The organism is Chitinivibrionales bacterium (genome assembly GCA_014728215.1).
In the GTDB taxonomy this organism is placed as follows: domain Bacteria; phylum Fibrobacterota; class Chitinivibrionia; order Chitinivibrionales; family WJKA01; genus WJKA01.
On the sequence record WJLZ01000123.1, the window covers coordinates 1 to 13,557 of the forward strand.

Annotated in this window: 9 protein-coding genes; 7 read left to right on the forward strand and 2 right to left on the reverse strand. The window is 47.3% G+C overall.

Translation table 11 applies throughout. The features are described from left to right. Positions 1 to 394: 394 nt before the first annotated feature. Positions 395 to 1,633: a hypothetical protein gene (locus tag GF401_09875; GenBank protein MBD3345356.1), complete on the forward strand. Its 1,239-nt coding sequence runs from the start codon at positions 395 to 397 to the stop codon at positions 1,631 to 1,633. A 140-nt stretch (positions 1,634 to 1,773) separates the two neighbouring features. Here GF401_09875 and rlmB read toward each other — a convergent pair whose 3' ends face one another. Next, positions 1,774 to 2,532, reverse strand: coding sequence for a 23S rRNA (guanosine(2251)-2'-O)-methyltransferase RlmB (gene rlmB / locus GF401_09880; protein MBD3345357.1), 759 nt, complete (start codon positions 2,530 to 2,532; stop codon positions 1,774 to 1,776). Between the two features lie 125 nt (positions 2,533 to 2,657). Here rlmB and tatA point away from each other — a divergent pair, with 125 nt between their 5' ends. The 4 genes from tatA (at position 2,658) to GF401_09900 (ending at position 5,510) form a co-directional block, all read left to right on the forward strand. Then, the gene (gene tatA / locus GF401_09885; protein MBD3345358.1) at positions 2,658 to 2,858 is read left to right on the forward strand and encodes a twin-arginine translocase TatA/TatE family subunit; all 201 of its coding nucleotides are present in this window, start codon (positions 2,658 to 2,660) and stop codon (positions 2,856 to 2,858) included. Next, complete coding sequence (tatC, locus tag GF401_09890; protein ID MBD3345359.1) at positions 2,859 to 3,593, forward strand: twin-arginine translocase subunit TatC; 735 nt, start codon at positions 2,859 to 2,861, stop codon at positions 3,591 to 3,593. Next, positions 3,590 to 4,402, forward strand: a complete 813-nt coding sequence (locus GF401_09895; protein MBD3345360.1) for a 5-formyltetrahydrofolate cyclo-ligase — start codon at positions 3,590 to 3,592, stop codon at positions 4,400 to 4,402. The genes tatC and GF401_09895 overlap by 4 nt, the downstream gene beginning before the upstream one ends. 70 nt (positions 4,403 to 4,472) lie before the next feature. Then, positions 4,473 to 5,510 carry a hypothetical protein gene (locus GF401_09900; protein MBD3345361.1) on the forward strand — a complete coding sequence of 346 codons (1,038 nt, stop codon included), beginning with the start codon at positions 4,473 to 4,475 and terminating at the stop codon, positions 5,508 to 5,510. A 353-nt stretch (positions 5,511 to 5,863) separates the two neighbouring features. Here the strand turns inward: GF401_09900 and GF401_09905 are convergent, their stop codons facing one another. After that, positions 5,864 to 7,588 carry a hypothetical protein gene (locus tag GF401_09905; protein ID MBD3345362.1) on the reverse strand — a complete coding sequence of 575 codons (1,725 nt, stop codon included), beginning with the start codon at positions 7,586 to 7,588 and terminating at the stop codon, positions 5,864 to 5,866. 79 nt (positions 7,589 to 7,667) lie between these two features. Here GF401_09905 and GF401_09910 point away from each other — a divergent pair, with 79 nt between their 5' ends. Next, the gene (locus tag GF401_09910; GenBank protein MBD3345363.1) at positions 7,668 to 12,137 is read left to right on the forward strand and encodes an activase; all 4,470 of its coding nucleotides are present in this window, start codon (positions 7,668 to 7,670) and stop codon (positions 12,135 to 12,137) included. Positions 12,138 to 12,456: 319 nt separating this feature from the next. After that, on the forward strand, positions 12,457 to 13,557 hold a 1,101-nt coding region (locus tag GF401_09915), incomplete at its 3' end, for a hypothetical protein (protein MBD3345364.1).

The window sequence follows — 13,557 nt, forward strand, 5'->3', positions numbered from 1 at the left end:
ATGACGAAATGACGAAATGACGAAATGACGAAATGACGAAATGACGATTCATCTCAAATGATCCTCCTGCGGAATAAAATTTTCGGCACCCTGAAAATCAATGAGCAGCCGGTACGGAAAAGGCTGGTGATTTAAGATCACAAACCGGTCTGTTCGAGAGCCTCAGTGTCCGGCTAACAGAGCTTTCCTCCGTTGGTTTATGCTTGTCCCCTCCGGTGGCTGAGGCTCTCGAAGCCACCGGACCTGAACCTCATTACTTCAAAATTACAAAAATTTTCCAAAAATCCTTCATTCACCCTTGTATTTTTATATATTATTGATATTCCGTTAGAAAAATGTGATAATATATACATAAAGGCTCATATACTTGCTGAATATATGAAAGGAATAAGATATGACAATCAACATCGGGTTCCTTCTTCTTGGTGTAATTATCGGTGCCGCGGGAATGGCTCTTTTATTCGCTATTGTATCATCAGTGAATAAAAGAAACGCTGTTAAGGCGGCAAAAGAGAAGAACAGCGCCATGAAAGATATTGGAGAATTGCATGCAGAACTCGAAAAACTGATCTCATCGTATAATCTCGGCGATCTTTCTGTTGATTCGTTGAGAATATCGTTCGGCAAATCGCTGCAATCGATTGACAGTGTGTTAAAGAAAAGCATACACCACCTCGAGAGCTATTATGTCAAGTATGTCGAAAACCTTATTCAGCAGTATAAGCAATTCCTCTATGATATTTCTTCAAAGGAAAAAATGGCAGATGCTACGACCGCTGATATAAGAGAGGACCGGGTTGCTCCTGCTCCTGAAGTTTCTGAGGAATTTGCCTTGGAGGCCGGGGATAGCGGTGTCGCTTCTGAAGAAGTGGAAGAGGGGGGTGAGGAAAAAAGTGCGCAGGTCGATATGGCTGCTTTTCAGGCTGAACCGGTGGCTGAAGAAGAGGATACCGAAGCTTCACTGGTATCATCGGATACAGATGAAATCGATGAAAAAACAGTACACTCTGAACGCTCGCCCCGTGAGGAAACTGCTGAAGAGGAAGCAAGTGAAATTAAAGAGGCCGGGCTGGCCGATACGGATACTTTGGAACCTGCGGATACAGAGACTTTCGAGCATGAAAGTCCGGAATCTTTCGAACCTTCAGAAGCAGAGGCTTCATCTGAAGAGCTGGAGAAGGATGTCTATGTCGAGCCTGAAGGGAAATTTGTTGATTTAGACGACCTTCAGGAAACCATTTCGATAGACCGTTCGGCGCTGTCGGACCGTCAACCCGGCGAGAGCAGCGTTTCTTCCCCTGATAAACAGGATGAAGCTGTTTTTGAAAAGGAAGAGGTATCAGAGGACGGCAAAAAAGATGATTTCGCCGCTGTGTCGACAGCAACAGAAGGGGTTGAAACACAGGAAGAGCCGCAAGAGGAAGAAGAGGATGCGGTTTTCGAGGCAGAAACGGAAACTCCTGCTATTGATTCGGCGAATGAACCTGTGACCGAAAGTACGATTTCTTCACAATCCGATAAGTCGGAAAAGGCTTCCGGGAAATCCGGGGAAAAGAAAAAAAGTGATGGCGATTCGATTATTTCCGGTGATGATGTTGTTGAAAAACTGGATGATTTTTTCGGTTTCGAATAATGTCCCTCCTGGACTCATTCCTGAACTACCGATCTCTCACGATTGCTGCCCCAAATGACTCATTATCCATTCTGTGGTTATGTCTGTACTGAGTTGGATTGATAGATCACCCGTTCTTCGTCTCTCATGCGCTCGTAAGCTCATCCTACACCGCCTCGTTGCCTGATACATTCGTACAGAAGCAGTGCTCCGGCTACCGAAACATTGAATGATTGTGCTTGCTGTGTCATGGGTATGCGCACCATTTCGGTACATAGTTTCAGGAGATAGGGCGGGATTCCTTTGCTTTCGCCGCCGGTGATAATGACCACCGGTTTGGTGAAATCGACGTTTGACGGCACTTTTTCGGCGTGCATATCCGCACCCACAACCGAAAAACCCTTATGGACCAGATCCTGTATGAGTCCTTCACAATTTCGCGGTTTTGCTACCGGAAGATGTTCGAGCATGCCAGCGGAGGTTTTTGCGACGGTATCGCTCAGGGGCGCCGTATTCTTCCGTTCCAGAATCATGGCATCAACCCCGAGACCGACACAGGTTCGGACCAGCGAGCCCAGATTACGGGGGTCTTCTATTGATGCCGGAAGAAAAAGGATCGGGGGAGTTGATTTTTTTTCCAGGAGTTGGTACAATTGATCGGTGCTCAAGTAGGGTTTCACGCTGCATTGGGCAACGATACCCTGGTGGTTTTTGGATTTACTGAGGTACTGAAGTTTCTGTTCCGGGGCTTTGCTGTATGAAATTTTCATTTTTTTGCATTGTTTCATCAGTGAAAAAAGCGTACTGCTGCTCTTTTGGCTGTCGAAATAGACATGGTCGATACTCTCTGGCCGCTTTTCAAGGAGTTCTTCAACCGGATGAATACCATAAATGACCCTTAGTTTGTTATTTGTTTCCATGTAAGCCTCGGTAAATATGTGGAATGCATGAATATTGCGTTAGTTGTAATATATTTTTATTCAACAGACTTTTGCTATGATAAGAGCATGCAAAGAACTTTCAAATACAATGAAGGGAGCCCCGTATGGGCATGTTTGGTCCGCAGGAACTGATAATAATTCTGATAATTGTCGTTTTGCTTTTTGGTGCAAAGAAAATTCCCGAGCTTGCTGGCGGTCTGGGAAAGGGAATTAAGGAGTTTAAGAAGGCACAGTCTGAAGAAGATAGTGCCATGATTGAAGAAAACAGAGAATCCAACGAGAAACAATCCGATAAGAAAGAATAGATGAGTGTTAATGAGAACCAGGGGGAGATGTCCTTTCTGGACCACCTGGAAGAGCTTCGCTGGCGCATAATAAAAGCCTTTGCGTCGGTAGCGATTTTTGCCGTTCCCTGTGGAATTTTCTGGCGGGACATATTTGATCTTGCCATGATCCATCCATTGCGGGATGCAAATCCCAGACCACGCATTATCTTTACTTCTCCGGCTGAAGCTATTGTTTTGAGCATAAAAATCGCCATCGCAGGCGGTATTATTGCGGCATCACCTTTTATTTTTTATCAATTCTGGAAATTCATCGCTCCAGGGCTTTATAAAAAAGAAAAAGTTATAATCCTTCCCACGGTTGTGGTATCCACGCTCTGTTTCATTTTGGGAATCGGGTTCAGTTATTACATTCTTCCCTATGTGCTAAAATTTCTTGCCGGCTACGGCGCCGGGGTGCTGGAACCCTATTTCAAATCGAACGAGTATATTGGTTTTATCCTTAAAATAACGCTTGCTTTCGGTGCGGTTTTCGAACTGCCCGTGCTTTCTTTTGTGCTGACAAAGATCGGGATGATGACTCCCAAGTTTCTGATAAAAAATACTAGATATGCGATCGTGGTCATGTTTATTCTCTCGGCGATTCTCACGCCGCCTGATGTTATTTCGCAGGCCTTTTTGGTGGTTCCTTTGCTTGTGCTCTACGGAATAAGCATTGGCGTTTCATTTCTTGCGCAGGGGAAAAAAAGTACATGATAACCGGTTTGGGCTTTTCGGAGATACTTGTTGTTGTTGCCATTGTTCTGGTTTTTTTCGGATCAAAGGAACTTCCCCGGTTTATCCGTGAAATAGCATCGTTGCTGGCAAAGGCACGTCATTACAGTGATAAGGTCAGGCGCGAACTTGATGATTTATCCCGTCCGGTAAAGACTCCACTAGAATCCCCGGATTCACCTGTGGTAAAAAAAAGAGAAATTCGAAAAGAGATGCGTAAAAAAAGGCGGGAACTGTCACCTGAAGAGAGGGCTGAAAAATCCCGTCGGATCTGGGAACATGTCAAAATGTTGCCCGAGTACCGCAATGCCCCTGCAGTGATGGTATATGTTGACAGCGGAGTCGAAGTGGAGACAAAGCCATATATTGAAGAGATGCTCAGGGAAGGGAAACGGGTGGTTATTCCTTACTGTAAGGTAACCCGGTGTGATCTCGGTATTGCCGAAATCAAAATTTTTGACAGAGATTTGCATCCGGGAGAATACGGGATACTGGAACCTGTCATGAACCTTCGAGACAATTTTTTAAAAAGCGATCTTCGGATTATCCTCTGTCCCGGCGTTACTTTTGATAAGCAGGGGGGGCGCCTCGGTCAGGGCAAGCATTATTACGATACGTTCCTTCAGGAGTTAAAAGGAAACGCTTTTCTGGCAGGACTTGCCTATCAGTGCCAGATTCTCGATTCATCGCTGCCCTTTGATTATCACGACATCTCCATGGATCAGGTGATAACCGAAAACGGTCCGGTTATTAAAAAAGAAGAGGACGCCGACAACAAAGAATCCGCATAGCAGGCGCGGTCGGTAATACATATATTTCATTATATTCTCCCCGGGAAATTATTCGGGGCTGTTGCTGTGTATGATACTCTGGACTTTCGCAATTATAACCGGTATTCTTCTGATGGCGGCAATCACCATTATCTTTGCTTCATTTGTTGTCTCATTCTCCTGCCGGTTTACCGAATCCGTACGGTGTCTCCGGCTCTCTTTCCACTGGCTACATCCCTTTGTGCTGGAAGGTATGTACGATCTGAGTTCACAAACCTGGTGGGTGAGACTCCTGAAACGGTATCAGCTTTTTCCACGGAGTTCACGGGAGGAACCGGAAGAACCCGGGGATTCATCTGCTCCAAAAGATCCTTCCGGTAAAGAAGAACCGTCGGATAAAGAAACAGAACCAGTCGAAAGGGTAACGCCAAAGCCTCCTCCACCACCATTGCATAAAACGCCACCACCCGAAGAACCACCCTCTCCTCTCTCGGAACCAAAGAATGACCGGGAAGATTCCGAAACAGGGGGTGATGGTCTGGAAGAAGGATCTACCGCCGGCGCTGGAGAAGAAGCGGAGCCTCCCGAAATGCTGTCGGGAGAAGAAAAAAATAAAAAGAGACAGGAGGGCACCTCTACCTCCCAGGAAAAAACCAATACAAAAAAAGGGCCCTTTGCAGGTATAAAAGAGAAAATCGATTCGATCAAAAAAAACAAAAATTTCTTTATCCTCAGACAAACAAAATTGCGAAATAAAGTTCTACGATGGGTATATCGATTGCTGAATAACCTCTTGCGGATCATATTTTTCGAAAAGCTTTGCCTGCGTATAAAGGTATCCCTATCGGATCCCTCTCTGGCAGGCAAATTATACGGCTACACCACCGGTCTCCGTCATGCCCTCACCACGCCAGGACCCGACCGGATTCTCCTTGCCTATGAACCGATATTCGATCGGGAGCATGAAGAACTATTAGGGGATATCCGCTTTAAAACTTCCCTGAGTCGCCTGCTCCGGCCGGTTGTCTCTGCTCTTTTGACATTCCCCTATATAAATGCATTCATTGTCTGGCGGAGAACCAAGGCTTTTGTCAAAGCTCAATCTTCAGAAAACAAGGTCTCCCCGTGAAGCTGGTCGACGCTGCTGCCGGTTGGCGCTGAGAGAGGATATGAGGCTGGTTCAAACTACATAAATTTACATGTGCGTGGGTTAGTGGTTATAATAAAGATTCAATAATATGGGGGCGAGTGCGATATTTTTCCGGAGAGAACAATATGATATACCGGTCAAACTCCCGGGTGTAATAATAACTCTTCGGCAGCAATAGCGATGGCCGGGAGGAGTAGTCTGACAAGCAGGTTTTTTATTTCTACCGCCGTTGGTATGCCGTTCCATATAATTACCGGATAATTACCGGTATAACAAGGACAAGTACGATCAAGAGAAGCTGGGGAGTCTTTTGTAAAAGAGGATAAAAAGGCTTAGAATTCAAAGTCTGATTCCTTCGGCAATTCAAGGCCTTTGGAGGTCTGGAATTGATACTCCTTCCCATCGGGCATACACACGCACACTTTTTCCTTGTCGCCCTTAAGGGCAATTCGATCCTCCGGCATTCGTTGATGGGCGATGGTCATCAGGCAGAACGCTTTTTCGAGTCCGTCACCCCGCCCGAAATTCCAGACTTCATCGGGTTGCGCCATGCGGGTGGAATCGTAAATTGAAAAATTTTCCATGGAAGACAGCTTTTGCGCAACCTGCTCGATATCAAGGGGGTGGGCTTGGGTGACACATACCGGGTTACGCTGCAGCGCGGCCTTACAAAATGGTTTCCAGGGCGACCGGGCCATATCGCGGTAGGCCATAAAGGCAAGATCGACAATTTCATTTTCGGCGCGCAGCGATTCGAGGGTTGCGAATATCTTCTCGCGTGACCAGTCGTTCTGAAGACGTATGGGGTTGGGTTCGATCCACTGCTTGCCGGTGCCGGGAAGGCGGGGGTCGATCTTGGAGAATTCGAGAAGTTCCTTGATAAACTTATCAACATTATAACATCCGTGGTGGAGATGCTTTTTCAGTTCTTCCACATTGTAGGGAGAATCGATCGATACCGATTTCTCCTGGAAGAAAGATTCGAGTTCATCTAAAAGGACTCTGTCACCGAGCGGTTCGGTATAAAACTCATCTTCATCGATCTCATGCAGCAATGCAGTCCGGGTGGCATCGTTTGCCCGGGATTTGCTGCTGTGCTCATAATGGAACACTTTCTCGGCTTCAATAAACCGCGGTTTCCCGCAACATCGGTGCGAAAACTGGAAACATTTCTGAGCGGCGGTGTTATGACGGAGAAAATTGGCGAGAATATCAAAATTGATATCGGTTTTCAGATAATCCATTAGTTTACTGCTGAAATTCTGATAACTTTCCCGGGAAAGAGTGGCTTCATCGTAAATCGTATGAATATACCCTTCATTGTTGATAAGGACGGTCACCCGTTCGTTTCTCAGGGCACGTTGAGCCTTGGCCGATAGTTCGGTGCCGTTGAACCACATATTTTTCGTGACAATCCGCCGGTTATTGGTAATGATACCTTCCTTGATATCAACAAAATTCTGTGAATGGAGCGGCGTGGCCATGAGGTAGATTTTTTCGAGGGGAATTTCCGCAACAACAAACAGGGCACTTGCATAGAGTGTCGACAGCGAGACGCATTCACCGGCACCGGTAGGATATTCTCCCTTGTACCGGAAAGCATCCATGGCCTCAACGGTTTCGGTTTTCCAGTAGGGGATGATATCCGATGTGTATTTGTCGAGGCCGAAGTGGCGCCGGATATCGAGATCGAAATAATATTTATCGCCTTCGTACCCGAACAGGGCATTACTCTGGGAAAGTATTGTTTCATCAACAAAATCCGAGAACCGAGCAAGTTCCCGCTCTTTGGTGGTCAGGCCCCAGGTGTCAAGGTCGAGGTTGAAAACGAAACGGTCCATAATGAATTGTTTCAGACGGAGAACTTTACGATAAGGGGACATTTTTTTCATTTTCGCAAACCATGAGTCCTGTCTCCAGGCCCAGGGAAGTGGCGACATGGTGTTGGCGAGTACCAGCGCGTACATGAGTTCGGGAAAGATAAAGACTTCCATATCGGAAAGTGTTATGGCCGATGAGTATTTCTCGAGGGATTTTGGATCCTTTGGATTATACATGGTAGACAGTATCCCTTTTCTATCAACGTTGCGAAATATGGGACAATAGCGTATTTTGATATGCCGTTAAAATAAGTTTATGTGCCTCTTGTTTTCAGATGCGGCTATTTTTTTAATCTGTTTTCATCCCAGTACAATCAAAATGATTGCCGGTAATACTATGAAAACTCTTGGAATATGTTTTGGCGCTACGACCGTCCAGGCAGTCCTTCTCGAGACGGTCGCCGGTGAAAGCTCTATTAAAACCAGTTGGAGAATTCCCCATGAAGGTGCCCCTTCGGATGCGGCGAAGAATCTTTTTTTGCGCATTGACATTTCTACTGTCGATCGTGTTGCCGCTACCGGAAGAAGTTTCCGTCATGCCCTGGCTCTTTCTTCGATTTCGGAACCCGAGGCGATAGAATGCGCGCTTGCACACACCTTTTTACCGAGCACCTTTCCCGATCTTTGTATAAGTTTGGGCGGTGAGTCGCAATTTGTCTACAAAATAGAGAAGGACGGCAGTATCGGATCGGTCCATTCCGGCAATAAATGTGCATCCGGTACCGGTGAATTTTTCCTTCAGCAGGTTCGCCGGATGGGGTTGACGGTAGAGGAGGCCGTTGAAGCCGCCAACAGCGGCACGCCGCATCGTATTGCCGGGAGATGTTCGGTATTCTGTAAGAGTGATTGTACCCACGCGCTCAATAAAGGCGAACCACGGGAAAATATCGCTGCCGGATTGTGTGTCATGATGGCCAATAAGATAACCGAGTTGGTAAAAGATATGTCCAGTGAGCATGTGGTAGTGATCGGCGGCGGATCACTCAATACGGCGCTGCTTAAGGTGCTTAAGGAGCGATTTCGCACTGTCGAGGTCCCTGAGGGGGGCGATGTGTTCGAAGCCTATGGCGCAGCTGTATGGGCGTCAAAAAATGAATGCAAAAATTTCCCTCAAAACCCCGATTCTCTCATACTGGATAGGGGACAATCATTTGGAGTTCATGTCCCCCTGGGCGAATTCCTTCCCATGGTCGAATTCAAGGAGTTCACACAGGAAAAGGTCCGGGAGGGGGATATCTGTATTCTGGGGCTGGATGTCGGGTCTACCACGACCAAGGCTGTGCTAATGCGAAAGGCAGACCGTGCGGTGGTAGCATCGGTCTATCTCCGTACCAACGGTGATCCCGTGAGAGCATCGGTACAATGCTATTCATCAATTCTCAAGCAGCTCGATACCATAAAAGTGACCATAATCGGCCTGGGAGTTACCGGCTCTGGAAGGCAGATTACATCGTTACATGCGCTCACCGATACTGTCATTAATGAAATTATTGCTCATGCAGCGGCTGCGCTTCATTTCGATAAAGACGTCGATACGATCTTTGAAATCGGCGGTCAGGATGCCAAATACACCTACCTTACCGGTGGTGTGGCATCCGACTATGCCATGAACGAGGCGTGCAGTGCCGGAACCGGTTCCTTTCTGGAAGAATCTGCCGGTGAGTCGTTGAATGTGGCTACCAATGATATCGGCGCCTTTGCTCTTCAGGGAAAATCCCCGCCCAATTTTACCGATCAATGTGCAGCCTTTATCTCGAGTGATATCAAACGGGCCTCGCAGGAAGGAATCGGCCGGAACGATATTCTGGCCGGTCTGGTATATTCGATCTGTCTTAACTATATCAACCGGGTCAAAGGGGCCCGACCGGTGGGGAAGAAAATTTTCATGCAGGGAGGGGTCTGTTATAACCGTGCGGTGCCTGCCGCCATGGCTTCATTGATGAAAACGAATATTATCGTTCCTCCGGATCCGGGCTTGATGGGTGCTTATGGGGTTGCACTTGAAGTTTCCCACCGTCTCGATCGTGGTACGGCAAAGGAGGGCAGGTTTGATCTCGAAGAACTCATATCCCGCCGGGCAGTAAATATTGGCACTTTTATCTGCGGAGGCGGCAAAGAAAAGTGCGACAGGAAATGCGAAATCGCCCGCTATAAAATCGGGGATTCGATCTATCCATTCGGCGGTATCTGCGACAAGTATTATAATTTGCGGCTGAAAAAGCGTGTTGACGTCGAATCGATGGATCTTGTTGCACTGCGCCAGTCATTACTTTTTGAAAAGTATGGAGCACCGTTTCGATTATCTGTTGGTGAAACGACCCGGCGGACAGTGGGGATTTCACGGTCCTTTCTGACCTATTCGCTCTATCCGTTCTATTCCGGTTTTTTCTCCGAACTCGGGTTCGATATAATCATGCCCGATGAAATCGATCGTGGTGGAATGGCCCGGGCTGAAGCCGCTTTTTGTCTTCCCGCAGAACTTGCCCACGGTGCCTTTGTCAACCTGCTCAACAAGAATCCCGATTATATTTTCCTTCCCCAGGTAATGCAGTTACCGGTCAAGAATGTTCCGACATTCAGCAGGGCCTGCGTTTTCGTGCAGGGGGAGCCCTATTATCTCAAGACAACTTTTCGCGGGGAACTGGAACGTTCGTCAACAAAAATTCTTGCGCCGGTTCTGAAAATGGGCGGCGGGTATGAAGAGGCCACCGAAGCGCTGCTCAGGATGGCGGTAGGGATAGGATGCAGTGAAAGCGCGGCACGGAATGCCTTGAGGAAGGCTATCGAAAAGCAGCGGGCATTCGAACGAGACCTTCAGGAACAGGGAAGGGCCGCACTGGAATATCTCGATACTCACAATGATACGTTCGGGATTGTTCTTTTCGGACGGCCCTATAATTCCTTTGCTTCCGATGCAAACATGGGGGTTCCCCACAAGATCGCATCACGGGGATACATGGTTATTCCCCACGATATGCTTCCTGCCGATGGCTTTCATGTACATAAAAAGATGTTCTGGGCAATGGGACAGAAAATTATGAAAGCAGCACAGCTTGTTAAACTCAGAAACAATCTTTTCGGGGTCTATATTACCAACTTCTCCTGCGGTCCCGATTCCTTTCTTCTTACCTTTTTTCGCAATCTCATGAATGCAAAACCCTCCTTGACTCTCGAACTCGATCAGCATACCGCCGATGCCGGTATTGACACACGAATCGAGGCTGCACTCGACATATTCAAAGGAAATCGTCTTCTTCAGGGGCCTGCCGTCCCTTCGATTGATTCGGGGTACCACCAGGCACAGGTGGTCTACAATAAAGATCTGCTGGTGGTTTCATCCGACGGTGTCACCTATCCGATTAATGATTCCCATGTGGAAATACTGCTTCCATCGATGGGGAAATACAGTACCGAAGCGGTGGCGGCGGTATTGCGCAAATCCGGCCTCAACGCCCGCGCCCTTCCTCTCCCCGATAAAGAAGTGCTGAATACCGGAATGAAAAATACCACCTGCAAAGAGTGCCTTCCCTATGCAATCACCACCGGCTCCTTTCTTCGCTATCTCGAAAAAAAACGAAATCCCGATATGGTGACATTGCTCTTTATGGCCACCGGCGGTGGTCCCTGCCGTCTGGGGCAATACTGGAGGGGCCTCGATGAATTAATAGGAAAAAACAGGATCCGGAATGTTGCCGTTCTGGCCATGACCGATGAAAACGGATACGGCGGCCTGGGAAGCCGGAATCTGTTGCGGGCATGGAAAGCGATTATTGTTGCCGATGTTTTCTCGGAAATTCGCAGCACGCTCAGGGTAACTGCAAAAGATTGGAAAACGGCCTCCAAAGAACTCGAAAAATGCTGGCGGGAATTGATGCTCTATTTTGAAGGTAAATTTTCAGTACGGCTTTCAACACTGCTCGACAATGTTGCCCGTCGGCTGGCACGAATACCACTGAAAAGAGACCCCTCGACAGTGCCTGTTGTATCACTTATTGGCGAGATCTTCGTGCGGCGTGAAGAATTCTCCAGAAAAAATGTCGTCGATTTTCTCGAAGAACGCGGTTTTATGGTCAAGGTGGCACCCGTGTCCGAATTTATGTGCTATGCAAATTTTGTCGTAGACAACGGGCTGGGGGAAAAGGAGTTTACTTTCAACGATCAACTCAAGATGAAACTGACTATCTATGCTCAGGAATGGTGGGAACGCCATATCAAAACGTTTCTGGCAAAATCGAGACTGTACCGTTTCGAGATGGTCGATGTCAAGACTACTATTGACGGGGTTCGTCACATTGTCAACGAAAATTTCAGGGGTGAAACCATTCTCACTATCGGGCTAGCGATGCGGGAGATACTCAATCATTCGTGCGGCATTGTTTCTATCGGTCCCTTTGGCTGTATGCCCTCAAGGATGGCGGAAGCGGTGCTGAAAAAGGAAATGACCATGAAAGGAAAATCCCGCATGGCGACCTGGGCAAATCAACGCAACCGGAAATTCGATACGCTGGATTCGTTGCCCTTTCTGGCTATTGAAACAGACGGCAATCCTTTCCCGCAGTTGATCGAAGCCAATCTCGACGCCTTTGTTCTTCAGGCCATGAGGGTCCATGAGAAAATTGCGGAAGGACAAGAGGGCAAGCGCCAACATGTTCAATCGGACCGTTATCGAGGCGGAATGAACCGGATTTATCCCCGCATTTCGTCGCTAATACCCGGAAAACGGTGATCAGGTACAGGGGTGAGATAAAGAAATGAATCGTTGGATATCCTTTGATTCCTGTCATGGACAGGTCTAATAACTTTTATTAAAGAATTCAAATAATAAATAGAGCAATCCATAAAATCTCATTTTATCCTTGCATACCGGCTTTCCATAATTAATTTTATTCGCAGGGGATTAAACACCGTAAAAGCATGATAGGTACTATTTTCTGAATTTATACGGTTAAGCAAAACACGTTGTTTCCAATTGATATATACATTAAACTAATATCTGATTTTCCGGCAGAACCGGATTCGGGATCTACCACATAAGGAGAGGTACTATGCGCCAACAGTTAATTGCTATTGTTGCCGGTTTACTTTTGTCGGTTGCACATTCTTTCGGGGATGAGGTTTGTCACCTCAAAATTGACACTTGCCACTGGAGCTTCGACAGCGCACAGATATTTGTGCCGTCGTCGGCCGTAGCACTCGATCCGGAAGTCCATGTGTGTCTTCCCGAAGTCAGTCAGCGGGGAACCGCGAAAGTGACTCCCTCGATCATGATTGTTATTGATGAATCGGGAAGTATGGCAGCCTACGATAAACTTGGCGAACGTCATAAGGTGACCCTCGAACTTCTCAAAGAAATTTATGCCGAAGTTCCCGGCGCCAGGGTCGGATTGGTTCCCTTCAGCACCCGGCTGTTATTCGACGATCGTGACGATGAGATCTACGAACGAATTACCACCAATGAAATATTTCGAAACAATACCGACTGGCACGATTCCTATTTCCCCATGATGCCCCTGGATTCGGTATTACCCGACAATGAAACCGTTTACGAAAAGTTGAGTTATATGCTTTCCCACACCGATGGAAGAATCGGTGAATGGATGACCAGTCAAACCACCCGTACTACCGATCGGAATGAATCGGGGGGCACCAACATCTCTCTGGCTTTCTGGGCTGCCCGGGATGCCTTTATCAAGGATTCTCTCAATTATCCCAATGATTTTGACCGTCAACGACAATTTATCGTTTTCCTTTCCGACGGAAGTGCATCGGTTTCCGATGGCCCTCTGGCGCCCTATGAGACAGATTATATCGCCGGTGATACGATTCCCACGACCTTTACCGTTTTTCTGAAACCCCAGGCTCCCAATCAACTGGCGAGCATGACCCGCAATATTCAGACAAACGGCTATTCCATTACCAACAAATACAGCGAACTCTGGTCGGTGGAAAGTGAATATGATACGTTGGTCTATATCATGAAACAGGAAATATTGACCCGGGTATTTCGCGCTCAGGTAACTCCCCTGAGCGGTGCGATCAGCGGTAATGTATCGCAGACTATTGCAGGAAGTACCTTTGATTTCGATAACCCGAATCCTCTGGAAGCCGAAACAACGGATGTGTCGCTCAGTTTCGAATATCTGATC

Bases quoted from the DNA above. Each gene is read 5' to 3' on its own strand.
- GF401_09895 (MBD3345360.1), top strand. From the start codon at position 3,590: ATGATAACCGGTTTGGGCTTTTCGGAGATACTTGTTGTTGTTGCCATT.
- GF401_09900 (MBD3345361.1), top strand. From the start codon at position 4,473: ATGATACTCTGGACTTTCGCAATTATAACCGGTATTCTTCTGATGGCG.
- tatC (MBD3345359.1), top strand. From the start codon at position 2,859: ATGAGTGTTAATGAGAACCAGGGGGAGATGTCCTTTCTGGACCACCTG.
- GF401_09905 (MBD3345362.1), bottom strand. From the start codon at position 7,588: ATGTATAATCCAAAGGATCCAAAATCCCTCGAGAAATACTCATCGGCC.
- rlmB (MBD3345357.1), bottom strand. From the start codon at position 2,532: ATGGAAACAAATAACAAACTAAGGGTCATTTATGGTATTCATCCGGTT.
- tatA (MBD3345358.1), top strand. From the start codon at position 2,658: ATGGGCATGTTTGGTCCGCAGGAACTGATAATAATTCTGATAATTGTC.
- GF401_09910 (MBD3345363.1), top strand. From the start codon at position 7,668: ATGTGCCTCTTGTTTTCAGATGCGGCTATTTTTTTAATCTGTTTTCAT.
- GF401_09875 (MBD3345356.1), top strand. From the start codon at position 395: ATGACAATCAACATCGGGTTCCTTCTTCTTGGTGTAATTATCGGTGCC.